The sequence below is a fragment of the Merdimmobilis hominis genome (genome assembly GCF_900104615.1).
In the GTDB taxonomy this organism is placed as follows: Bacteria; Bacillota; Clostridia; order Oscillospirales; family Ruminococcaceae; genus Merdimmobilis; species Merdimmobilis hominis.
In genome coordinates, this window is record NZ_LT629939.1 from 175,251 (window position 1) to 197,089 (window position 21,839).

The 21,839-nt window shown below is 54.7% G+C and carries 23 protein-coding genes; 12 read left to right on the top strand and 11 right to left on the bottom strand.

The window, feature by feature from the left end; genetic code table 11:
• Window positions 1-167: 167 nt before the first annotated feature.
• The 9 genes from pheS (at window position 168) to BQ5353_RS00900 (ending at window position 8,552) form a co-directional block, all read left to right on the top strand.
• Window positions 168-1,187, top strand: a complete 1,020-nt coding sequence (gene pheS, locus BQ5353_RS00860; protein WP_071427108.1) for a phenylalanine--tRNA ligase subunit alpha — start codon at window positions 168-170, stop codon at window positions 1,185-1,187.
• Window positions 1,188-1,205: 18 nt separating this feature from the next.
• Window positions 1,206-3,593 carry a phenylalanine--tRNA ligase subunit beta gene (pheT, locus tag BQ5353_RS00865; protein WP_071427109.1) on the top strand — a complete coding sequence of 796 codons (2,388 nt, stop codon included), beginning with the start codon at window positions 1,206-1,208 and terminating at the stop codon, window positions 3,591-3,593.
• A gap of 181 nt (window positions 3,594-3,774) precedes the next feature.
• Window positions 3,775-4,020 (top strand): IreB family regulatory phosphoprotein, encoded by a 246-nt coding sequence (locus BQ5353_RS00870; protein WP_054331142.1) that lies wholly within the window; start codon window positions 3,775-3,777, stop codon window positions 4,018-4,020.
• A gap of 267 nt (window positions 4,021-4,287) precedes the next feature.
• Window positions 4,288-4,596 (top strand): hypothetical protein, encoded by a 309-nt coding sequence (locus tag BQ5353_RS00875; protein WP_054331141.1) that lies wholly within the window; start codon window positions 4,288-4,290, stop codon window positions 4,594-4,596.
• A 78-nt stretch (window positions 4,597-4,674) separates the two neighbouring features.
• Window positions 4,675-5,517: a putative RNA methyltransferase gene (locus tag BQ5353_RS00880; protein ID WP_054331140.1), complete on the top strand. Its 843-nt coding sequence runs from the start codon at window positions 4,675-4,677 to the stop codon at window positions 5,515-5,517.
• Window positions 5,514-6,128 carry a DUF3267 domain-containing protein gene (locus BQ5353_RS00885; protein ID WP_054331139.1) on the top strand — a complete coding sequence of 205 codons (615 nt, stop codon included), beginning with the start codon at window positions 5,514-5,516 and terminating at the stop codon, window positions 6,126-6,128. Before BQ5353_RS00880 ends, BQ5353_RS00885 begins: the two co-directional genes overlap by 4 nt.
• A gap of 2 nt (window positions 6,129-6,130) precedes the next feature.
• A complete protein-coding gene (locus BQ5353_RS00890; RefSeq protein WP_054331138.1) occupies window positions 6,131-6,658 on the top strand; it encodes a P-loop nucleotide/nucleoside kinase family protein in 528 nt (175 codons plus the stop codon).
• Window positions 6,659-6,770: 112 nt separating this feature from the next.
• Complete coding sequence (locus BQ5353_RS00895; protein ID WP_054331137.1) at window positions 6,771-7,220, top strand: MarR family winged helix-turn-helix transcriptional regulator; 450 nt, start codon at window positions 6,771-6,773, stop codon at window positions 7,218-7,220.
• A 42-nt stretch (window positions 7,221-7,262) separates the two neighbouring features.
• Entirely contained in the window at window positions 7,263-8,552 is a 1,290-nt protein-coding gene (locus tag BQ5353_RS00900) for an MATE family efflux transporter (protein WP_233424484.1), read from the top strand.
• Between the two features lie 73 nt (window positions 8,553-8,625).
• Here the strand turns inward: BQ5353_RS00900 and BQ5353_RS00905 are convergent, their stop codons facing one another.
• The gene (locus BQ5353_RS00905; protein ID WP_071427110.1) at window positions 8,626-9,750 is read right to left on the bottom strand and encodes a THUMP domain-containing class I SAM-dependent RNA methyltransferase; all 1,125 of its coding nucleotides are present in this window, start codon (window positions 9,748-9,750) and stop codon (window positions 8,626-8,628) included.
• A gap of 257 nt (window positions 9,751-10,007) precedes the next feature.
• Between BQ5353_RS00905 and BQ5353_RS00910 the strand changes: the two genes are divergently transcribed.
• The gene (locus tag BQ5353_RS00910; RefSeq protein ID WP_071427111.1) at window positions 10,008-10,793 is read left to right on the top strand and encodes an EcsC family protein; all 786 of its coding nucleotides are present in this window, start codon (window positions 10,008-10,010) and stop codon (window positions 10,791-10,793) included.
• 168 nt (window positions 10,794-10,961) lie between these two features.
• On the opposite strand, the gene BQ5353_RS00915 is transcribed toward BQ5353_RS00910, so the two are convergent.
• From BQ5353_RS00915 to yabP, 8 genes are all read right to left on the bottom strand, one after another.
• Window positions 10,962-11,819, bottom strand: a complete 858-nt coding sequence (locus BQ5353_RS00915) for a DegV family protein (protein ID WP_054331134.1) — start codon at window positions 11,817-11,819, stop codon at window positions 10,962-10,964.
• Window positions 11,820-11,837: 18 nt separating this feature from the next.
• A complete protein-coding gene (locus BQ5353_RS00920; RefSeq protein ID WP_207733431.1) occupies window positions 11,838-12,350 on the bottom strand; it encodes a DUF1836 domain-containing protein in 513 nt (170 codons plus the stop codon).
• 206 nt (window positions 12,351-12,556) lie between these two features.
• Window positions 12,557-13,081 (bottom strand): ribosome hibernation-promoting factor, HPF/YfiA family, encoded by a 525-nt coding sequence (hpf, locus tag BQ5353_RS00925; protein WP_054331132.1) that lies wholly within the window; start codon window positions 13,079-13,081, stop codon window positions 12,557-12,559.
• Window positions 13,082-13,188: 107 nt separating this feature from the next.
• The gene (locus tag BQ5353_RS00930; protein ID WP_054331131.1) at window positions 13,189-14,355 is read right to left on the bottom strand and encodes an amidohydrolase; all 1,167 of its coding nucleotides are present in this window, start codon (window positions 14,353-14,355) and stop codon (window positions 13,189-13,191) included.
• A 63-nt stretch (window positions 14,356-14,418) separates the two neighbouring features.
• A complete protein-coding gene (locus tag BQ5353_RS00935) occupies window positions 14,419-14,853 on the bottom strand; it encodes a S1 RNA-binding domain-containing protein (RefSeq protein WP_054331130.1) in 435 nt (144 codons plus the stop codon).
• A gap of 51 nt (window positions 14,854-14,904) precedes the next feature.
• Window positions 14,905-15,195, bottom strand: coding sequence for an FtsB family cell division protein (locus BQ5353_RS00940; protein ID WP_054331129.1), 291 nt, complete (start codon window positions 15,193-15,195; stop codon window positions 14,905-14,907).
• Window positions 15,192-15,719 carry a spore cortex biosynthesis protein YabQ gene (yabQ, locus tag BQ5353_RS00945; RefSeq protein WP_071427112.1) on the bottom strand — a complete coding sequence of 176 codons (528 nt, stop codon included), beginning with the start codon at window positions 15,717-15,719 and terminating at the stop codon, window positions 15,192-15,194. The genes BQ5353_RS00940 and yabQ overlap by 4 nt, the downstream gene beginning before the upstream one ends.
• A gap of 11 nt (window positions 15,720-15,730) precedes the next feature.
• Entirely contained in the window at window positions 15,731-16,012 is a 282-nt protein-coding gene (yabP, locus tag BQ5353_RS00950) for a sporulation protein YabP (protein WP_054331127.1), read from the bottom strand.
• 344 nt (window positions 16,013-16,356) lie between these two features.
• Between yabP and BQ5353_RS00955 the strand changes: the two genes are divergently transcribed.
• Window positions 16,357-17,475 carry a hypothetical protein gene (locus BQ5353_RS00955; protein ID WP_204211274.1) on the top strand — a complete coding sequence of 373 codons (1,119 nt, stop codon included), beginning with the start codon at window positions 16,357-16,359 and terminating at the stop codon, window positions 17,473-17,475.
• A gap of 52 nt (window positions 17,476-17,527) precedes the next feature.
• Here BQ5353_RS00955 and BQ5353_RS00960 read toward each other — a convergent pair whose 3' ends face one another.
• Window positions 17,528-18,655: an aldo/keto reductase gene (locus BQ5353_RS00960; protein WP_054331124.1), complete on the bottom strand. Its 1,128-nt coding sequence runs from the start codon at window positions 18,653-18,655 to the stop codon at window positions 17,528-17,530.
• Window positions 18,656-18,899: 244 nt separating this feature from the next.
• Complete coding sequence (locus BQ5353_RS00965; RefSeq protein WP_054331123.1) at window positions 18,900-20,075, bottom strand: M20 metallopeptidase family protein; 1,176 nt, start codon at window positions 20,073-20,075, stop codon at window positions 18,900-18,902.
• A 328-nt stretch (window positions 20,076-20,403) separates the two neighbouring features.
• Between BQ5353_RS00965 and BQ5353_RS00970 the strand changes: the two genes are divergently transcribed.
• The gene (locus tag BQ5353_RS00970; RefSeq protein WP_071427114.1) at window positions 20,404-21,798 is read left to right on the top strand and encodes a glycosyl hydrolase family 18 protein; all 1,395 of its coding nucleotides are present in this window, start codon (window positions 20,404-20,406) and stop codon (window positions 21,796-21,798) included.
• Window positions 21,799-21,839 lie beyond the last annotated feature (41 nt).

Here is a 21,839-nt window from a genome sequence, read left to right on the forward strand (position 1 = left end):
GGGTGCCCGCCGTTACAAGGGACGCAGAGTGTTTGCTCATGTGGCAAAAAATTGGGTGGTACCGCGGAAGAATGGCCTTTCGTCCCTTTGTGGACGGAGGGCTTTTTTATTTCCCCCGCCCCATGGAAAGCCAGTCATTTTCCCATATTAATCAAGAGGTGAAACAAATGAAAGCAGCTTTGGAAGCGATTCGAGAAAAAGCACGCAAAGAGCTATCTGAGATTGCCGACACCAAGGCGCTGGACGCCCTGCGGGTCCAGTACCTGGGCAAAAAAGGCGAGCTGACTGCCATCTTAAAGCAGATGGGCAGCCTCTCCGCCGAGGAACGCCCGGTGATCGGCCAGCTGGCCAATGAAGTCCGCGCCCAGATTGAGCAGGATTTGGAGGACAAGCTCGCCTCCCTGAAAACCGCCATGCTCAACCGCCGGTTGGAGGAGGAGAAACTGGACGTTACCATCCCCGGCAAACGGCAGGCGATGGGCAGCCAGCACCCCCTCTCCATCGTCCTGGACGAGCTCAAGGAGATCTTCCTGGGCATGGGGTTCAGCGTGGTCAAAGGGCCCGAGGTGGAGCTGGATTACTACAACTTTGAAGCCCTGAACCTCCCCAAAAACCATCCCGCCCGGGATACCCAAGACACCTTCTACATCAACGAAAACATCCTGCTGCGGACCCAAACCTCCCCGGTGCAGATCCGCACCATGGAACAGCAGAAGCCCCCCATCCGCATTATCGCCCCCGGCCGGGTCTACCGCTCCGACGCGGTGGATGCCACCCACTCCCCCCTCTTCCATCAGATCGAGGGCCTTGTGGTGGACAAAGGCATCACCATGGCCGATCTGAAAGGCACCCTGGAGACCTTTGTCAAAGCCCTGTACGGCGAGGATTCGGTGGTCCGGTTCCGGCCCCATCACTTCCCCTTTACCGAGCCCTCCGCCGAGATGGACGTCATGTGCTTCAACTGCCAGGGCAAGGGCTGCCGCCTGTGCAAAGGCGAGGGCTGGATCGAGATCCTGGGCTGCGGCATGGTCCATCCCAAGGTGCTGCAAAACTGCGGCATCGACCCGGAGGTCTACAGCGGCTTTGCCTTTGGCATGGGCCTGGAGCGCATCGTCATGCGGCGGTACAACATCGACGACCTGCGCCTATTCTACGAAAACGACCTGAGATTCTTAAACCAGTTTTAATTCGAGGAGGCATAAACAATGAACTTATCCCAAAAATGGCTGCTTGATTATGTGGATGTTTCAGAGGTGGAGCCCCACGAATTCGCCGAGGCCATGACTATGTCCGGTTCCAAGGTGGAGGGCTACTGCCGTGAGGGCGCCGACATCACCGGTGTGGTGGTCGGCGAGATCCTTTCGGTGGTGAAACACCCCAACGCCGATTCCCTGGTCATCTGCCAGGTCAACATCGGCGAGGCCGAGCCGGTGCAGATTGTCACCGGCGCCACCAACGTCTTTGCCGGCGCTTATGTGCCGGTGGCCACCAACGGCTCTCACCTGCCCGGCGACAAAGTCATCAAAAAAGGCAAGCTGCGGGGCGAGGTCAGCAACGGCATGCTCTGCTCCCTGTCGGAGCTGGGCCTGACCGTCCACGATTTCCCCTATGCCATTGAAGACGGCATCTTCATCCTGGGGGACGACTGCGAAAAAACCCCTGGCATGGATATCCACGAGGCCATCGGCCTTGACGACCTGTGCACCGAGTTTGAGATCACCTCCAACCGCCCCGACTGCCTGTCGGTCACCGGCCTGGCCCGGGAAGCGGCGGTCACCTTCCAAAAAGAGCTCCATCTCCCCGAGCCCAAGGTGGAGAAGGAGACCGGCGACATCCGGGAACACCTGTCCATTGAGGTGCAGAACCCAGAGCTCTGCCCCCGGTACATCGGCCGGATGGTCAAAAATGTCAAGATTGGGCCCTCCCCCCGCTGGATGCGGGAACGGCTTCGTGCCTGTGGTGTCCGCCCCATCAACAACATCGTGGACATCACCAACTATGTGATGCTGGAATACGGCCAGCCCATGCACGCCTTCGACTTCAAATATGTCAAAGGCGGCAAAATCATCGTCCGGACCGCCCGGGAGGATGAGACTTCCTTCATGACCTTGGACGGGGTGACCCGCACCCTCTCCCCGGAGATGCTGACCATCTGCGACGCCGAGGGTCCCACCGCTGTGGCCGGCGTCATGGGCGGCGAGTTCAGCTCCATTATGGAGGACACCGACACCATCCTCTTTGAATCCGCCTGCTTCAACGGCCCCTCGGTCCGGCTGACTGCCAAAAAGCTGGGGATGCGCACCGAAGCTTCCGGCCGGTATGAAAAGGGCTTGGACCCCGCCACCTGCCTGCCTGCCGTCCAGCGGGCCTGCCAGCTGGTGGAACTGCTGGGCGCCGGCGAAGTGGTCGGCGGCATGATCGACGTGGACAACAGCCCCAAAGAGAAGATCGTCCTCCCCTTGGAAGCCGACTGGATCAACCGGTTCCTGGGCATTGACCTTCCCGCTGAGGAGATGAAAACCATCCTCTCCCGCCTGGGCTTCGGCATCGAAGGCGATCAGGTAGTGGTTCCCTCCTACCGGGCCGACGTGCGTTGCAAAGCCGATGTGGCCGAGGAGATCGCCCGGATCTACGGTTACAACAACATCCCCACCACCTCCCTGCGGGGCTCCTGCGAAGGCAAGCTGACCCCTCGCCAGAAGATGGAACGCCGGGTCAACAACATTATGTTGGCCCAGGGGTACAGCGAGATTATGACCTATTCCTTCATCAGCCCCAAATACTACGACAAGATCGGCCTGCCCGCAGACAGTGCTCTGCGCAAATCAGTGGTCATCTCCAACCCCTTGGGGGAGGATACCAGCGTCATGCGCACCACCACCCTGCCCTCCATGCTGGAAATCCTGTCCAAAAACTACGCCAACCGCAACATGGCCGCCGCCCTCTATGAGATCGGCGCTGAGTACATCCCCCAGGGGGAGAACGAGCTTCCCATTGAGACCGACCACCTGACCCTGGGCCTTTACGGGGACAAGGCGGACTTCTATGCCATCAAGGGCGCTGTGGAAGCTCTGCTGGACTACCTGAATATTCAAGATGTCGATGTAGAAGCGGATTCCACCAACCCCACCTTCCACCCTGGCCGCTGCGCGGTCATCACCGCAGGCGGCGAAGAACTGGGTGTGGTGGGAGAAGTCCATCCCTTGGTTGCGGAAAACTACGAAATCGGCACCCGGGTATACCTGGCTAAGCTCTCCATGGATGCTCTCTTTGCCCACACCCCTGCTGACAAGGAGTACAAGGCTCTGCCCAAATACCCTGCTTCCCAGCGGGACATCGCCCTCCTCTGCGATGAGGAGTTGCCTGTCCTCACCATGGAAAAGGCCATCTCCTCTGCTGTCGGCTCCCTCCTGGAAAAGGTGGAGCTGTTTGACGTCTACCGCGGGGCGCAGATCCCCGACCACAAGAAGAGCGTGGCCTTCAATCTGGTGCTGCGCAGCGCCGACCACACTTTGACCGTTGAAGAAGCCGATGCCGCAGTCAAACGAGCGCTAAAAGCCCTTTCCGCCCTGAACGTGACCCTGCGCAGCTAATTTCCCAGCAGTTTTTACACAATCTGTATTTTTTAAAACAGGCGGCCCTATCTTTCGGTGGGTTCGCCTGTTTTTTTGCGTGAGAGCCATCCAATTCCGTGATTTTAACAGCATCTTATTGCGGCCGGGGGTTGATAATTTCCCCATTTTGGTGTATCCTTGTAAATAAGAGGTGATGTATATGCAGGAACCAACCATATCCTTTTCCATCCATGAGGACCGGGAAAAAGAGGTCAAACAAATTCTGACTACTGTTTATGATGCGTTGCGTCAAAAAGGGTACAACCCTATCAACCAGATTGTAGGGTACATCCTTTCCGAAGATCCTACCTACATCACAACCTACAACAACGCCCGCAGCCTGATCCGCCGGGTTGACCGGGATGAACTGCTTCAGTTGTTGGTAAAATCCTATTTGAATGATTAACACCGTGGGCGGCCGCAGCTGCGGCCGCCTTTATTTTTTATCCGCCAGGGGAAGCCGGTTTACTTCCCTGGTAAGTTGTGGTATAATAACCACAGCAAAGTTGTGTCATTCGAAGAATTGCTTGCAGGGCGAGGCCCTTTGCGGCATATGCTGCACCGCAATTCTTACAGCTTGTACAGACTTTGTGGCATACTAATTTCGATCCGCTTTATGTTTGCTTTATCGAATTTGCGATAGAAGTCTTATTACATCCACAGGAGGTACACTATGGCAGAAAACACCACACCCGCAGAAAAGGATTTTTTATACTATAAAGGCAAGCCCCTGGTTCGCAACGGAAACACCATCTATTACGGCCATCCCGCCGATAAATATGTGGCGCTCCTCCAGGTGCAGAGCACCCGGCAGCAGGGGGAATTGGAGCTTTCTGACAAGATCACTGTTCAGATTCTTTCTACCAATACCGAGCTGAGCCTTAAAAACCGCATTCTGAAAAAAACTGAGAAAAACGGCCTGTACAACGCCTTGAACATCGCCTCCATCTGGCTGGAGCGGGCGCTGCAGGAAACCAAATAAGCACAATCACTTGGAAAAGCGGTCCGGCATGCAACATTGCCTGGCCGTTTTTTGCGTTAGAAAGGCGGTGTTTCCCCCATGTTGCTCTGCCCTGTCTGCGGCAATCAGCTGGAACAAAAAGACGGCTCTTACCGCTGCATCAAAGGCCATTGTTTTGATATTTCCTCCACTGGGTATGTCAACCTGCTCCTCTCCGGCGGCAAGGCGTCCGGCGTTCACGGAGACAGCAAGGAGATGGTCCGCGCCCGGCAGGATTTTCTCTCCAAGGGCTACTACTCCTTCCTGAGCGAGGAAGTCAACCGTATTGCCCTGGGGTTTCTAAAGGGTTCCCCTGCCCCTGTTGTCGCGGATGTAGGGTGCGGCGAAGGGTACTATACCGGCAGCCTCTGCACTTTTTTGCGGGACCACCGGGTAGAGGCCCAGGTCTACGGCTTTGACATTGCAAAATACGCCCTTCAATTGGCGGCCAAGCGGTGCCGCCAGGTGACCTATGCTGTAGCCAGCCTCTCCAAAATCCCGCTGCCCTCCCATTCGGTGGACCTGCTGGTGGACATCTTCGCCCCTTACAGCAACACCGAGTTTAATCGGGTAGTGCGAACCGGCGGCCACATCATCACCGCTGTCCCCGCCGAGCAGCATCTCTTCGGCCTCAAAAAGACGCTGTATGAATCCCCTTATGAAAATGTCGTCAAGCCCTATGACCTAGAAGGGTTTGAGCCGGTGGAGATCCGCCGCATCCGGCGGGATGCCCAGCTGAATTCTCAAGATGACATCTTTAATCTCTTTATGATGACCCCTTATTACTGGAAAACCTCCCGGGAGGCGGTAGAGCGGCTGAAGCGCCTGGACAAACTAGACACCGCCATGGAGTTTGCCATCATCACCTACCAAAAAGTCCACGACCGGACGGAGGCCAAATGAAACTGATTTATAAAGGCGTATTCCAAGATGAGAGCCAGCTCCCCCAAGTGGAACTGCCGGAAGGAGCCGTCCCCTTTGAGGAGCCGGACGACCCGGCGGAACTCTCCCGCCAGGCCGCAAAGTTTGCCATCTTCCCCCTGGGGTTTGGCGCAGGGGTGTATCTCCTGCGGCGGATACTCCTGCCCGGCATTACCCTGATGGAGCTGATTCACCCCATTGGGATCCTTCTCGCCCTGCTGGCGATCCTCCCCCATGAACTCCTCCATGCCGTCTGTTTCCCCAGGGATGCACAGGTGGAGCTTTTCATCTCTCCCCGCAATTTGATGGCCTTTGTCACCAGCACCGCCCCCATGAGCCGCGGCCGCTTCCTCTTTATGAGCCTGCTTCCCAACCTGGTATTCGGGGCCCTGCCTATGGTGCTGTGGATCTTTCTGCCCGACACCTTTTGGGGCAATGCCATAGGAGCCCTGGGCTTTTACTCCGCTATGATGGGGGTGGGCGACTACCTCAACGTTTACAATGCTGCGACCCAGATGCCCAAAGACGCTTTGACCCGACTATCCGGGTTCCACTCCTATTGGTACTGGCCCAATGAAAAGAGGGAGGGATAGAAATGGTTCTCTTGTTGGCTGGCAGCACCCACACCGGCAAAACCTTCTGGGCACAGCGGCTGATGGAGCAATACCGCTTCCCCTATCTGTCCATTGACCATCTAAAAATGGGGCTGATCCGCGCCGGCCTCTGTCCTCTGACCCCGGAAAGCCCAGATGAGGAGCTGACCGCCTTCCTCTGGCCTATTGTGCGGGAGATGGTCAAAACCTGCATCGAAAATGGGCAGAACCTCATTGTGGAAGGCTGTTACATCCCTTTTGACTTTGCCGCGTCTTTCCCACCGGAATATCGGAAGGAGATTCGCTACCTCTGTCTTATTTTCAGCGAAGGATACCTCAACCGGCACTTTGATGAAATCCTCGCCCACGAAAATGCAGTGGAACAGCGGATCAATCCCTGCTCCTGCACCTCACAGCAGCTGTTGTCCGAAAACCGCTCCAACCTGGAGCGCTGTATTGCCTACGGCTGCCCTTACCAGCTCATTGACGAAGAATATCCCAGCCAGCTGGTATTTTCCCCGCCGCTGTAGCAATGGACACAGCGGTTTCATAGAATGAAAAGAGACCTTGACAGGTCTCTTTTTCTCTGCTAATATAGTTAAGCAATTATAATTATAATTTTAAAACCATTTGGAGGATTCTATGGATCTGCGGCAAAAAATGGACCGGTTCTACCTGGACTTGGTGCTCAATGAACTGCGGCTTGCCAACTCCAGCCAGTTGGGACACCTTACTTACAACAGCATTCTTTACTTGGATATTATTGCCTACCAGGAGAATTGCACTGTCACCTACATTGCGGATACCCTGCATGTGGCCAAGTCCGCTGTTACCTTAAAAGTAAAAGAACTGGAAAAGCTAGGTTTGGTGGAAAAGGTACAGAGCCCCACTGACAAACGGGTGTTCTACTTATCGGTCAACCAGCAGTTGTTAGAACAATACAAAGCATACGACCAGGTATTCTATAGGGCTCTTGGCGAAGTGGAAGAGAGCTATACCGATGAGCAGAAAAAACTTCTGTGCGATATGCTGGATACCATCCACCGCCGTTTTCAGGAAGAAGCACCCCATGAGAAAGGAAGGCACTCGTAACGACTTATGAATCATTTGGCACACAATATAACACCAGGTTTTTTGCTGCGCTTTACCCTGCCCAGCATTGTCATGATGGTGTTCAACGCATTTTATACCATTGTGGACGGTGGCTTCGTCTCCAATTTTGTGGGGACCGGCGCCTTATCCGCAGTCAACATCGTCTACCCCACACAATCCCTGACCTTGGCCATCGGCATTATGCTGGCCACAGGCGGCAGCGCCGTCTGCGCCCGGCAGATGGGCCAAGGGGATGACCAGGGTGCAAAGCACAGCTTTTCCCTGTTGCTCTTCTGTGGTGCGGCCATCGGTTTGCTGATGGCTGTGGTTGGAACTGTCTTTGCCGGCCCAATCGTCCGGCTGCTGGGCTCCAACGACGCCATTTTCCAGTACTGCTACGACTATATGTTCTATCTAAGCCTCTTTGTCCCCTTTGCCATATTGCAGGTGATGTTCCAGTTTTTCTTCACCACCGCAGGAAGACCGGGTTTGGGCCTGGCCGCCACATTGCTGGGCGGCGTGGCCAACATCGTCTTTGACTATATCCTCATTGTGCCAGCAAACCTGGGCATCAAAGGGGCGGCCATCGCCACTGGCATCGGCTTTGTCCTGCCGTCGGTGATGGGGCTCCTCTATTTCTCCTTCAACCGGAAAGGGCACCTTTGCCTGGTCAAACCGGTGTTAAACCTGCAAATTTTGGGGGAATCCTGTATAAACGGCTCATCGGAGATGGTCAGCAACCTGGCCACCGCCATCACCACCCTGCTGTTCAACTTGGTGATGATGAATCTCCTTGGGGAGGACGGCGTTGCCGCCATTACCATCATCTTTTATGCCCAATTCCTGTTCACCGCCGTCTTCTTCGGGTTTACCTCTGGGGTTGCACCACTGGTCAGCTTCAACTACGGGGCGGAAAATCACACCCGGCTGCAAAAGCTGTACCGCCTCAGCCTTATCTTTGTAGGCATTTGTTCGGCCCTAGCCTTTGGGGGCTCCCTGCTGCTCAAAGGCACTGTTATCCGGGCATTTGCCAAACCCGGAACTGCGGTATACGCCCTGGCCGAGGAAGGCATGACCTTGTTTGCCATCGGGTTCCTCTTCATGGGGTTCAACATCTTTGTATCCGGGTTCTTCACCGCCCTCTCCAACGGCAGGGTTTCTGCCATTCTTTCCTTCCTGCGGACGCTGGTCTTCATTGTGGCGGCAATTTTACTGCTCCCCCTCCTGTTGGGGATCAACGGGGTTTGGCTCTCCATCCCGTTTGCAGAATTGCTGGCCGCCGGCGTGTCCGCCTTTTATCTGGCAAAGCTGAAACCAAATTACAACTACTAACCCAAACAGCCGGCCCCTTAATGGAGGCCGGCTGTTTTATCGCTTGTCCGGATACAAATAACGATGTGGCTGTTTACTTAGAGCGGAAATACATGTACAGCTGGCATTTGATCATGCCATTGTACAGCTTGCGGCGCTTGTCCGCCGGGCGGCCAAAGATCTCCTCAAAATTCTCATGGGGGCTGATGATGTAAAAGCTCAGATATTTGCGCTGCTGGAACACCCGGCCCATAGTACGGTAAATCTCCTCAGCCTGCTGGATCTCTAGCATTCTTTCCCCATAGGGCGGGTTGGCAAAGATGATCGCCCGCTCATCCTCAATCTGGAACCGGTCGATCCCTTGGCAGGACGTTTTCACCCGGCCTGCCACCCCAGCTTGATAGGCATTCTCTTGGCTCAGGGCCACTGCCTCTGGGTCGATATCATAGCCGAAAGCGCGGAACTTCCCATCCCGGCGGATGCGGGCGTTTGCCTCCTTGCGCTGGGCGGTCCATATCTCCTTTGAGAAACAATCCCACTGTTCGGCGGAAAACCGGCGGCGCATCCCTGGCGCAATGTTCAGGGCATGAAAAGCCGACTCAATCAAAAAGGTGCCGGAGCCGCAGAAGGGGTCATACACCACATCGTCCTGCCGCACCCTGGCCAGATCGATGATGCCGGCAGCCAGAGTCTCCTTGATAGGAGCCGCGTTGGAGGTCTTCCGGTATCCCCGTTTGTGGAGGCCCACTCCAGAGGTATCCAAAAAGATGCAGACATTGTCCTTGTGGATGGAAAACTGAATTTGGTGAACCGGGCCGGTCTCTTCAAACCAGCTCTGGTGGTACACCTGTTCCATCCGGCGCACAGCAGCCTTTTTGATGATGGATTGGCAGTCCGGGATGCTGTGGAGCTGGGAACCCAAGGACCAGCCCTTCACCGGGAAAGCATCTGCCCGGCCGATAAACGCTTCAAAGGGGAGCTGTACTGTCTGGTCGAACAGCTCGGTGAAGCTTCTTGCCTGAAAGGAGCCCAGCTGGATCAGAACCCGTTCGGCGGTGCGCAGGCAAATATTGGCTTTGGCCACCATGGCTTCATCCCCTTGGAAGGTGACTTTGCCGTCGGTGACCTGGACATTTTCTCCGCCCATCCGCTTAACTTCGCCGGAGAGGACACTCTCCAGCCCAAAGAGGCAGGGACAGCTTATCGTCAAAAGAGACATGGATTTTTCCTCATCTTTCTCACTTGATGCAGCGCAAGGCTTCTGCAACTATTATAGCATAATCTCCCCCAAAACCCAACGGCAAAATGCAGCAGGCCGGCCCTGCGGCACCCCAAACGTTGCGCCAACCGATTCCCGTGTGTTATAATCGCCTTGATAAAAGGCAGACGCCCCCCTTCTGTGCTGCCTGAACTCTGAATAAAATCCAATTGCGTCCCGTTCGAAGCAACAAGCCAGCGGTGAGGAGGTGCAGGAAAATGGGTTTTTTTACGAGGGAATCCCCTGTGGAAAAGGGGTGGCGCAGGCTGCTGATAGAGGAGCGGAGGTTCCTTCAGAAGCGGTTGGAGAAAAAGTCCCCGCTTTTCCAGGAAAAACTGAAGGAGAAAGTTCCCCCAAAATTGCAGTCCACTTTGGATACCGCCTTTTCCAAAGCCTTTGCCCTCATTTTTGAAAAGGGCACGGGCCTAGTGGAAAAGACCTATTCCCGGCAAAAGCTGGAACAGGAATACCAGGTGCGCCAGTACGCCCTAAAAATCAAGCAGGATTCCAAATCCCTGCGGTCTTTTTCAAAAACTGTGCGGAATACCAGTGCCAAAAACACCCTTCTTTCCGGAGCATCGGGAATAGGAATGGGCGCCCTGGGAATCGGACTTCCAGATATTCCCATCTTCACCGGCATGCTTCTGAAAAACCTCTATGAAATTGCCCTCCACTTCGGGTATGGGTACGAAGCCAAAGAAGAACGGTATTTCATCTTGCTGCTGATCCAGGGCGCAGTATCCAACGGGGAGACCCTTCTTGAAACCGACCAGAAGCTGAACCAGTTTATCCACGACGGGAAACTTCCCGATGGATATGAGGAGAAAAAACAGATAGAGGCGGCCGCCAAGGCTCTGTCCAAAGAGCTGCTGTATCTTAAGTTCCTTCAAGGGGTTCCCCTTGTTGGGGCTGTCGGCGGCGTCTACGACGCCGTTTATATGAAACAGATCGCCGCATATGCAGGTATCAAATACCGGCGCAGGTATCTACAGGGGAGAAAATAAAAGCCTATCCGTCCATTGGCCCGCAGATGTTCCCCTGCCTTGCCAAACCTCATTCAGCGATCCCACAGATCACAAAAACCCTCCCGGGGTGAAACTGCCTGCGCCCCGAAACCGACAAAAAGCCCCTGGAAATCCAGGGGCTTTTATCAAGCGCTTCGTTGAGTGAACCTAATCCAACAGCTGGATTCCAACCCCCAACAGGCCGGGACCCACATGAACGCCCAAGGCCGGGCCCAAATCGCTTTCAATCAGCTGGACGCGGCCAGGCAGATGGGGCAAAAGCTCCTCCTTGATGGCGGCGGCTTCCTCCTTGGCAGAAGCGTTGACAATTGCCACATTGTACCGCTTGCCTTCTGCGGCAAACCTCCACGCCATCTCCATCACCCTGTGAATCGATTGTTTGCGGCCCATTGCTTTGGAAACTACATAATAAACTCCGTCCTCATTACAGGAGATGATGGGCTTTAACCCCAGGGCATTGCCCACCAGGGAGGCCACCAGCCCGATCCTCCCGCCCTTTTGCAGGTATTCTAACGTGGCGAGGCAGAAAAACACCTTGGATTTTTCCAGGGAACCGTCAATGGTGGCTTTCAGGGCCTCCCACTCCATCCCCTGCTCCAGGCACTGGCCTGCTAAAATTGCAGTGAACCCACTGCCTATGGCGATGTTCTTGGTGTCCACCACATGGATATCCAGACCTTCATACTCCTGGGCGATCAGCTGGACCAGGTTATAAGTCCCGCTGAGTCCGCTGGAAAGGGTTACCGCCAGCACCTTTTCATACCCATCCGCCTTGATTTGATCCAGGCAGTCAGTCACCTGTCCGCCGCTGGGCAGGGATGTCTTGGGGATCTCCTGGGGGAGCCTTTGATACACCTCCTCAGAGGAGATTTCCACCCCATCCAGGTATTCCCCTTGTTCATAGAGGATCCGCAGGGGAAGCAGGTACATCCCGTACCGTTTTCTCCACTCCTCTGGCACATCACAGCCGGAATCCACCACTATAGCAATTTTTTGCTGGTTCATCTCTGTCACCTCCTGGGATCATTGTCTTAAGGTATACTCCAATTCCAGCATTTTTTCCGCCATCCGTTTGCTGGCAAAGGCCCGCGCCGCCATCCGCAGCGCCAGGACTTCAGTGCCTGCGGGACACTCGCCCTCCGGTGGTTGGAACAACGCCGACAGTTCCCTCTCCTGCTCTTGACAAAAGAGGTTATAGGCCTGTTTGGGCCCCACCTTCTCCGCCAGCCAGACGATGCCGTCCCGCACTTCCGGGATGGTGAGCACCTGCTTCAAAATGGTGATGGCCACCAAATAGGCCAGGTGTTCCCGCCCGTATTTTTTCTTATCCGGTTTGGGGATCAATTTGAGCTTTACATAGTTGTTGATCATCGCCGGGGTGAGGATTTTTTCCCCCTCCGGGAAGACCGGCTCCAGGTAGTGTTCCAGGATGGTGATTACCTGGTCCATATATAACCCCAGGTTTGGCAGTTCCTCCCAGCGGGGAAGATGTACCTCCCGCAGCGATTCCTGCCATTCCTGCAAATCTTGATCCATGCCCTCCACAGATTCACCTCCCCATACATCCAACTTTTTCCTCTATTATATCAGAATATCTTAGATTCTTCAATATGGTTCCTAGAACTAGATTATCTTTTTAAATGCGATTTGTTGTCGAAAACAGCCACGATTTGACGCAAAAAAGGCCGGGGACTGTCACTGTCCCCGGCCACATAAATGCTGCCGTATGCCCATCGGGAATTTTAATCCCCAAGCGGTTCGATAAGGCCATAGTTGCCGTCTTTGCGTTTGTAGACAACGTTGATTTCCCCATCCTCGCTGTTGCGGAACATATAGAATTCGTGCTCCAAAAGGTTCATTTGAAGAATCGCTTCTTCCACTGCCATAGGTTTGACAGGGAACCGTTTGGTTTTGACCAGATGGTATTCCTCCGGCTCGGTGGGTTCATCGTGATAGATGGGGTCAAAGGCGGAAACCCGCAGCTTCTGCCCCAGTTTATTTTTATTCTTGACAATTTGTTTGACCAGGGCATCTACCACCAAATCCAGGGAATCCAGCCGGTCACCGGTTGTTTTCTCGGCCCGGAAGAACATCCCTTTGGATTGAACGGTCACCTCAACGGTTTCCCGCTCATGTTCGTTTGTGACGGTAACCTGGGCGCTGGCATCCTCATCAAAGAAGCGATCCAATTTGGACAGCTTCTTTTCCACCCGTTCTTTGAAGGAGTCTCGAATGATTGTCTTTCTTCCGCTGATGGTAATGTTCATAGATTCAACCCCTTTACTGGAAAATCTTATCGAAGGGAAATTGTGCAATCCCTCCATAAGTTCTACACACAGTATAACACGAATTATATAAAATTACAAGGTAAAAATCACATTTTGGAGAATACAATCTTCCCATCCACCAAAACCAGCTTCGGCTTGGCCGTGAGGCTCAAGGGGTCGCAGTCGAAAAAGGCCAGGTCGGCATCCTTCCCCACCTGGATAGACCCCACCCGGCTGTCCACCCCGGCTTGGCGGGCGGGCACGATGGTCACTGCGGCGAGGGCCTTATCATAATCCATCCCCTCCCGGACAGCGAGGCCGGCGCTGATCCCCAAAAACTGGATGGGCAGCTCCGGGTGGTCGGTGCAGATGGACACCTCCACCCCGTTTTGAGAGAGGATGGCCGGGTTGGCCAAACTGGCGTGGACCAATTCCGGTTTGCAGCGGGAACCGATCAGCGGCCCGCAGATGGCGCTGGCCTTCTCTTCCCCCAGGATGTCCGCGGCCAGGTGCCCCTCGGTGCAGTGGACAAGGACCGGGGCCAGGCCAAATTCCTTGGAAAAACGCAGGGCTGTGAAGATATCGTCAGCCCGGTGGGCGTGGATGTGAGCCTTGATCTCCCCTGCCAGCAGCGGAAGAAGGGCCTCGCACTTGGCGTCAAAATCCGGTTCGTCGGCGTCCTCATCCTCCTGGGCGGCCTCCAAATCCTCTCCATACCGCTGGGCCTTGTGGAGCTCTTCCCGGATTAAGGCGGCGGTGGCCATCCGGGTATTGGGGGTTTGGTTCTTGTCGTTGTATACCGTCTTGGGATTCTCCCCCAAAGCAAACTTCATGGCCACCGGCTCCCGGATCACCATGTCGTCCACCCGGCGGCCAAAGGTTTTCATAGCGCAGAACTGCCCTGCGATGGGGTTGGCACTCCCCGGGCCGGTGACCACCGTCGTAATACCCTGTTCCAGCGCCTCCTGGAAACAGCGGTCCATGGGGTTGACGGCGTCAATGGCCCGCAGGTGGGGGGTCACCGGGTCAGTCTCCTCGTTGCCGTCGTCCCCCTCAAACCCCAGGCCGTCTGCAAACATGCCGATGTGGCAGTGGCCGTCCACAAAGCCGGGGTAGGCAGTGAGGCCGCAAAGGTCCAGCACTTCTTCCCCCTCATCTGGATTGGGGGCGGGCATAGGGCCGAAAGCGGCGATCTTTTGATCGAGGATGCGGATATATCCATTGTCAATCCGGGGGGATTCCACCGGAACAAGGGCGGCATTGATCAGTAGCATGGTAATCTCCTTCCACAGCTGAAATGAAAAAAGGAGTGCCGGGTGGGCACTCCAGAAAAGAACTTATTTGGATGGGCCTTTGCGGCCGGAACCCCGCTGTTTGACATCCATGTACTTCTTCAGATCGGACATTTTATCATCGCTTGTCTGCTTGAATTTTGCCATCATATCTTCAAAAGAAAGATTCTCATTGGAACGCTTGGGGGCCCACTCAAAACTATCCGACCCGGGGCCGGATCTTCTGGGCGGCGGTGCAGGGCGATCCTGCGCTTTTTTAATGGAGAGGCTGACCTTGCCATCCTCCGAAATGCTGAGGATTTTCACCTTGACCATTTGGTTCTCCTGGATGAAATCCTTGATCTCTTTGACATAGGTGGCCGCCACCTCGGAGATGTGAACCATGCCAGTCTTCCCGCCGGGGAGTTCCACAAACGCCCCGAACTTGGTGATGCCGGTTACTTTGCCCTCCACAATATTTCCTACCGCAAGCTGCTGCATAGATGGAAAAGTCCTCCTTATATTATTGTCCCGAAACCTTTGCGCCGGGGGTTAACCTCCGGAGACATCCACAAGGATTCGCTCATTGGGATAGGAAAAATCCAACTTATCCCGCGCGACCCGTTCGATATAATCTTCGTTGTTGCCTTCGGCCAGCAGGCGTTCAATTTCCTTGTTGTCAATCTCCTGCTGGGTGCATTTATCCTCCAGCTCTTTGATTTCCCGTTGTCTCTTCGCAATTTCCACCTGAAGGCCAACCATGGCAAACACCGCATAACAAGTAAACCCAACCACCAACAAGCGGAAAAAGGGATTGGCTCGTTTTTTCTGTGCCTTGCTCACTGGCTGTCGCCTCCTTTAACAATCCTTGTTTTTCTCCCAGGTATCTTTATAAGATTATACAATAAAAGCCTCTGTTGTTTCAAGCGCATTTTCCCATTCGCCGAAATTTTTTTGGCCCTTGCCTCCACTTTTTTGCCCGCGCGGCTCAAAATCCGGTACAACCGCTTTCCCACAAAGATAAATGGGGCCAGCAGGAGCCGGAGAAGCCGGTAAACAAAGTCAATGACCGTGTGGGCGGCTTTCATCACCACTTCCCCGATGGTGAAGTAGTAAAGCACCCAGCCAATGACCTCCCCCACCAGCACAAACAGCCGGATCTGCCCGCTGACTGTGGTCATCAAGTAGAAAAAAGTAGCTCCCGCACAGATGAGCAGATAGGCAAAATCCTGAGCCGCAATCACAGGGGCTGGCTGCGGCAGGGCGATGCGCAGGATTCGGAAGACGTCATACACTGCGGCCAAGCCGGCACCCAACAGACAAGATAGCAAAAACGCCATCGTCTGGAAGGAAACACTGATCTCCATTTTTCCCCTCCCTAGCGGAACATGCGGGCAAATAGGCCGCCCCGGTACGGCTGGTTGTCGTTGTAGGTCATCCCGGTGACCTCTCCTTCCAAGGTGAGTTCCCCAGTGTCCACGTCGATCTTATTGATGTGCAGGCCGGAACCGTGAACCACAAGTTCTCCTGTGTCTGTATAGACTATCACAGTTTCCTCATCAAAACTGTCGATATCGGTGACCCCGGTGATGGAAAGATTCCTGCGGTCTTCCAAAATAATGGTATGCGGCCCTTTCGGCGCCTTTTTATCCTCTGGCATGGTGATTCCCCCCATTTACAAGCTGGTTCATTGTATGCGTTTTTTTCCCATCTTATGAGCCATTCCGCCGACAAGATGGCCCTATGCCGGAAGATGATAACCAGAGGTTTCACAAATGATCCCCTCGGATTTTGTCTATTTCCACATAAATAATTTTTATTATTGATTAAAATTATCCATTATGTTGTATTTTTTGTCTTAAACTCGTATAATAAAACAAAAATAGACAACAAGGATGTGTACATCATGAAAAGAATCTTGACCATGCTTCTCGCATTTGCCCTCCTACACAAAACACCGATGCCGCATCGTATCAAAATTTGGTGACCCGCTCCGGCGACCCCATGGATGACTTTAACTGGCCTGCCGCCCAGGATCAGACTTTTTGCAGCTTGCCCTCCGCTAGTACAGTGGGGTCAGTCCTCTATCAAATTCGCGGGGCGCAGACTTTAGAAGTGGCTGTGTACAGCCGCAAAGGCACCTTTTCTACCTACAGCGAAGAATTGGATGCTTATACACTGGGCTATTTCGCAGCTGCCAACCCATCCCTAGCCCGCAAAGAAATGCGGCTCAGCCCTTCCACCGGAGGGGTTTATATCCAGATGGAGGACGGCCTTGCCCGGTTGACCGGTGTCCAAGGTGGAAAGGCGTTCCTCCCCACCGCCGAACGGCCAGAAGACCTCATCCCCTATGGCCTGCAGGTTTATGCGGGCAAAAGCCAAGGGAACCTGCGGCTGCTCACCCCCACCCGCAAAAAGGACAAGGAAGCCCAGTTCTCTCGCCCAGGTACCATCTTGCAGTATTATGACGTGTTTTCTTATACTCTTCCCGCCGATTGTGACTATGTCAAGCTGGTGCTGCGGGATTACACCAGCTTCCCCATGGAAAACGGCGCTGTACAGGCAAACAATGTGAAAAATCCCCTTCGGCTGGCAAATGCGGTTTTTACTGGAGAAAGGATCTCGGTGGGGCCGCCAGCGGAGGAACCTAGCAGCTCCATCCCATCTTCCTCCACCCCTCCTTCCAGCAGTTCAGGGAGCAACAGCACTCCTCATGGCGGCAGTGGCGGCGAAGAGGAAGACCCAGATTTGGAAAAACCGCCCAAAAAGGACAACGGTTCTTCTAGCGAAAAGGGGAAGGAGATCGCTTCCTCCTCATCCAGTTCCTCTTCCAAGACAGCTGGTGCCAAGGTGTCTAGCAGTTCCCCGAAAGCCGTTGTAAAGGCCTCTTCCCCTTCCACTAGCTCCTCCCGAAGTTCTTCCAAAACCGGGAGTTCCCCCGCTGCTGCGCCAGCTGCCACCCAACAGATTATCCTGGAAGAAGAGGCGTCCGCCCCGTCCCGGTCGGGTTTCTACTTGGCGGCGGCTGTCTACCTCTCCGCAGCTGCGGCGGGGCTCCTCCTCTTCTGGGAGAAAAAATCCCGCTCCACAGGGGAAGAAAAAGATTCGGACAACCCCTCCTGACAAAGAGAAAGCCTCCCAAAATAGGGAGGCTTTTTTGCATGTGAGTGGACAATTACCGGCCGAATACCTCGGCAATTTTGGGCATTAGTTCGCTGCTGGGGATGTGCTGAGGACACACATTCTCACAGCGTCTGCACTTGCGGCAATCAATGGCAGAGACTTCCGGGGTAGCGGTGGCATACAGCGTTTTGGCCCTCTCCATAGTGGACTGGCTGGTTGCGTTGTAGGCTTGGTAAATAGCGGGGATATTTAGGCCAAAGGGGCAGGGCATGCAATAGCTGCACCGGGTGCAGGGCACCAGGATAGAGGAATCGTAGACCTCTTTGGCATGGGCCAGCATAGCGACCTCTTTTTCGCTGAGCATGCCGACACTGGAGCGGGACGCATAGGTGAGGTTATCCTCCACCTGCTGCATCTCCCCCATACCGCTGAGCAGCAAAGAGACCTCAGGCTGGTTCCACAGGTAATCCAGAGCCCATTCCACTGGGGATTTTTCGGGGGAGAGGGCATTTTTCAGCGCATCAGAAGGTGCGGCCAGAGCCCCGCCAAGCAGCGGCTCCATAATCACTACGCCCAGCCCTTTGCCGGCGGCATAGTGGAGGCCTTCCAGCCCAGCCTGGTAGTCGGTGTTGATGTAATTGAACTGAATCTGGCAGAAATCCCACTGGTCAAAGCTGTCCACAATGGTTTTAAACAACTCCAAGTCGTCGTGGAAGGAGAACCCCATAAACCGGATTTTCCCGGCGTCCCGGGCCTTTTTCATCTTATCCAGCAGGTTGAACTTTTTCACCGTCTCCCATTTCTTTTTGTCCAAGGCGTGCAGGAGGTAAAAGTCCACATGGTCGGTGTTCAGCTTTTGCAGCTGCTCGTCCAGGATGCGGTCGAAATCCCCTTCCGCCTCAATCAGGACAACAGGGCTCTTGGTGGCTAAATACACCTTTTCCCGGTAGCCATCGGCCAAGGCTTTTCCCACCAGGGTTTCACTGGTCCGGCCGTGGTAAGGGTAAGCGGTATCCACATAGTTGACGCCGCTGTCAATGGCGTGACGGATCAGCCGGATGGCTTCTTTTTCATCAATATTGGCACTCAGAGGGACTCCGTCGGTGGTGGGCAGACGCATGGTGCCAAATCCCAGGGCGGAAATTTCAACCCCGGTATTTCCAAATTTGCGGTAATTCATAAACTGTCACCCTTCTTTCCTGTTTCTACAACTGCTTTCCTGGCCCCATCCGGCGATGGAAAGGGCTTAGATATATAGATAAAGGACAATATGCCTCCTTTATTTTACTCCTAAACGAAAAGTTTGACAAGTGTAATTTTCCAGCCAGTTCCGCCACAGGATTGCCCCTTCCGGAGAAAGAGAAAAGCCCCCGCTGTGGCGGAGGGCTCTTCCCTGTTGAATCAGAATTGGAAGTAGAATGGGGTTATTGATTGTTTTTTAGCCACTGGATGGCTGCATTGGCGTAGACCGCCGAGCCGATGGGGAACGCGCTTTCGTCGAACAGGACATTGGGGTTATGGGCGGGGAACACCTTCTCCGGGTCGGAGGGCATGGCGCCCAGGCGCAGGAAGATGCCGGGGACCTTTTCGGTGACCAGGGAGAAATCCTCCGATCCCATACCGCCGGGAAGCTCCTGGACTTTGTCCTCGCCCAGCAGGTCGCGGGTGTAGCCGACGATCTCATCCATCAAGTCGTTGTCATTCTCCAAGGGGGCGACGCCAAAGGGGTATTCCACCTCGCAGTCGCAGCGGAACGCCGACGCCACCGCTTTGGCTACCTCCACCAGGCGCTGTTTCATAAAAGTGCGGACCTTGCTGGATTTGGTTCGGATGGTGCCCATGATCATCGCCTCATCGGGAATGACATTCTCCTTGAGCCCGCTCTGGAAGGCGCCGATAGTCATAGTGGCGGTGTCCGCCGCGTCGATTTCCCGAGCCAGAATTTCCTGGAGGGCGATGACGATGTGGGAGCCGGCGGTGATGGGGTCAATGGCGGTGTGGGGGTTGGCCCCATGGCCGCCTTTTCCTTTGACGGTGATGACAAATTTATCCGCCGAGCCGTGGGAGCCGCCTTTGGTAAAGCCCACAAATCCGGCTGGCTGGGTGACGCTGCTGATATGGATAGCCACAGCTGCGTCCACATGGGGATTTTCCAGCACGCCGGCATCAATCATCGCTTTGGCGCCGGCAAGAATTTCCTCCGCAGGCTGGAACATCAATTTAACAGTGCCGCACAACTCGTTTTCCCGGTCTTTGAGGAGTTTTGCTGCACCCAGCAACATGGCAGCATGGGTGTCATGGCCGCAGGTATGGGCAGCTTCCGGATTCTGGGAGGCAAAGGGCAGGCCGCTTTTTTCCGGCATGCGCAGGGCGTCGGTATCGGCTCTGAGAAGGATGGTCTTGCCTGGCTTGCCCACCGTGGCTACAACGCCGCTCTTGCAGATTTCCTTGGGTTCATATCCCATTTCGGTCAGGCGGTCCATGATATATCGAGTCGTCTGGGGCAGATCATTCCCCAGCTCTGGGTTCTGATGGATCGTCCGTCTGTCCTTGACGATAGTCTCTTCGATTGCTTTTGCGCTTTTCAGCAGGTCATTCATTGGATTTCCGCCTTTCAGTCGTTGTGACTCTGTAATTCAGTGATCTCTCACTGTTTTACAGTTTAAAGCTTTTAATGGCTAAAGTCAAGAGATTCCCCCACCTCTTCAAATCTTTTGGATATTGTCCCAGAAAACCCTGTATTTCCACCATGGTTTCTGGTCTTTTCCTCCAAACAAGCCCGGTATTCCAGCTTTTTGGGGGATTCCCTTCCCGATCTTTCCTTTGTCATGAGGCGCGTCTATCTGCTACAATGGGGGCAGTGTGTGGCCCACGATAAGGTTCCCTCCCTGTGGGCCGCCAAGATTTTTTCAAAAGGAGTGCCCCTTTGTGGAAGTAAAAAACAAACACAAACCTTATTTGCTGCTTGCGGCGGGAATCACCTTGGCTGTCCTGCTCATCACTGGGGGTTTTTCCCTGTACCGAAGCTTTTTGCCGGGGGAAGCCCCTTCCTCCAGCGCCTCCCAAGAAGAGTCATCGGAAAGCGAGAACCAAGAAAGCCTGGAGGAAGAATCCTCCTCTCAGGTAACCTCCCCTGCCCCTGGACAAGCCTCTGTGTGGGATTCCGCCGCCACCTACCAAAAGGGGGATCGAGTCCTCTACGGCGGCGTTCTTTACCAGGCCAAATGGTGGAATACAGGCGAACAGCCTGGCAAAGGGGATGGCAACCCCTGGGAAACGGTGGAAAGTCCAAGCTCCACTCCAATGCCCCCTTCCAGTTCCAGTGCAGCCCCTCCCTCCTCCTCGGCACCAGCATCCTCCTCCAGCGCGTCTTCTTCTTCCCTTCCCCCTGCCGGCTCCCCTTCGGTTGGCACACAAGGGTTTAAAGTAGTGGCTTATTATCCCTCCTGGAAGCCTAGCAGCATGGAAAAAATCCAGCACGACGTGGTGACCCACCTGATCTATGCTTTCGCCATCCCCACCAAGGAGGGGACCCTTCTCCCTTTGGAAAATGCCTATGCTGCCCAATCCCTCATCGAGGCCGCCCATCAAAAGGGGAACAAGGTCCTTCTGGGGGTGGGGGGCTGGAGTTACCAGGGCAACACCCTCCAATCGGTGTTTGAACAGGCCACCGCCACCGACGAAAAGCTCTACCGGCTAGGGGATGCCATCCTGACCATGTGCGACCAATACGGCTTCGACGGGGTGGACATGGACTGGGAACATCCCAACGTCTCAAATGGCAGCTCCAAACGGTATGAAAAACTGATGCTCTATTTAAGCGAGAAGCTCCACGCCAAGGGCAAGCTGCTGACTGCGGCGGTGCTGGGCGGCGTCTCCCCCGAGGGTACCGTCTACCGGGACGCCACCCTCGCCCACACCGATAAGGTGCTTTCCTGCGTGGACTGGATCAATGTCATGGCCTATGATGGCGGCGACGGGGAGCGGCATTCCAGCTACTCCCTCGCTGTGGCCAGCGCCACCTATTGGAAGGAGACCAGGGGTGTGCCCGCCAACAAGGTAGTACTGGGGATGCCCTTCTATGGCCGTCCTTCCTGGGCCACTTACAGCGCCATCCTGGCCGCCGACCCAGATGCCTATGGGAAGGATGTCACCACCATTAACGGGGTGGAAGTCCATTACAACGGGATTCCCACCATCCAAGACAAAACCTATTACGCAAAAAAACACCTGGGCGGGGTGATGGTCTGGGAGGTGACCCAGGACACCGCCGACCGGGAGAAGAGCCTGCTCACCGCCATTGGGGAGGCGTTGACCTGGTGATTTTCTGCCTGGTTGACAACTTCTCCCTTTTGGAGTATTCT

Bases quoted from the DNA above. Each gene is read 5' to 3' on its own strand.
- pheS (WP_071427108.1), top strand. From the start codon at position 168: ATGAAAGCAGCTTTGGAAGCGATTCGAGAAAAAGCACGCAAAGAGCTA.
- pheT (WP_071427109.1), top strand. From the start codon at position 1,206: ATGAACTTATCCCAAAAATGGCTGCTTGATTATGTGGATGTTTCAGAG.
- BQ5353_RS00870 (WP_054331142.1), top strand. From the start codon at position 3,775: ATGCAGGAACCAACCATATCCTTTTCCATCCATGAGGACCGGGAAAAA.
- BQ5353_RS00875 (WP_054331141.1), top strand. From the start codon at position 4,288: ATGGCAGAAAACACCACACCCGCAGAAAAGGATTTTTTATACTATAAA.
- BQ5353_RS00880 (WP_054331140.1), top strand. From the start codon at position 4,675: ATGTTGCTCTGCCCTGTCTGCGGCAATCAGCTGGAACAAAAAGACGGC.
- BQ5353_RS00885 (WP_054331139.1), top strand. From the start codon at position 5,514: ATGAAACTGATTTATAAAGGCGTATTCCAAGATGAGAGCCAGCTCCCC.
- BQ5353_RS00890 (WP_054331138.1), top strand. From the start codon at position 6,131: ATGGTTCTCTTGTTGGCTGGCAGCACCCACACCGGCAAAACCTTCTGG.
- BQ5353_RS00895 (WP_054331137.1), top strand. From the start codon at position 6,771: ATGGATCTGCGGCAAAAAATGGACCGGTTCTACCTGGACTTGGTGCTC.
- BQ5353_RS00905 (WP_071427110.1), bottom strand. From the start codon at position 9,750: ATGTCTCTTTTGACGATAAGCTGTCCCTGCCTCTTTGGGCTGGAGAGT.
- BQ5353_RS00910 (WP_071427111.1), top strand. From the start codon at position 10,008: ATGGGTTTTTTTACGAGGGAATCCCCTGTGGAAAAGGGGTGGCGCAGG.
- BQ5353_RS00915 (WP_054331134.1), bottom strand. From the start codon at position 11,819: ATGAACCAGCAAAAAATTGCTATAGTGGTGGATTCCGGCTGTGATGTG.
- BQ5353_RS00920 (WP_207733431.1), bottom strand. From the start codon at position 12,350: ATGGATCAAGATTTGCAGGAATGGCAGGAATCGCTGCGGGAGGTACAT.
- hpf (WP_054331132.1), bottom strand. From the start codon at position 13,081: ATGAACATTACCATCAGCGGAAGAAAGACAATCATTCGAGACTCCTTC.
- BQ5353_RS00930 (WP_054331131.1), bottom strand. From the start codon at position 14,355: ATGCTACTGATCAATGCCGCCCTTGTTCCGGTGGAATCCCCCCGGATT.
- BQ5353_RS00935 (WP_054331130.1), bottom strand. From the start codon at position 14,853: ATGCAGCAGCTTGCGGTAGGAAATATTGTGGAGGGCAAAGTAACCGGC.
- yabQ (WP_071427112.1), bottom strand. From the start codon at position 15,719: ATGGAGATCAGTGTTTCCTTCCAGACGATGGCGTTTTTGCTATCTTGT.
- yabP (WP_054331127.1), bottom strand. From the start codon at position 16,012: ATGCCAGAGGATAAAAAGGCGCCGAAAGGGCCGCATACCATTATTTTG.
- BQ5353_RS00955 (WP_204211274.1), top strand. From the start codon at position 16,357: ATGGATGACTTTAACTGGCCTGCCGCCCAGGATCAGACTTTTTGCAGC.
- BQ5353_RS00960 (WP_054331124.1), bottom strand. From the start codon at position 18,655: ATGAATTACCGCAAATTTGGAAATACCGGGGTTGAAATTTCCGCCCTG.
- BQ5353_RS00965 (WP_054331123.1), bottom strand. From the start codon at position 20,075: ATGAATGACCTGCTGAAAAGCGCAAAAGCAATCGAAGAGACTATCGTC.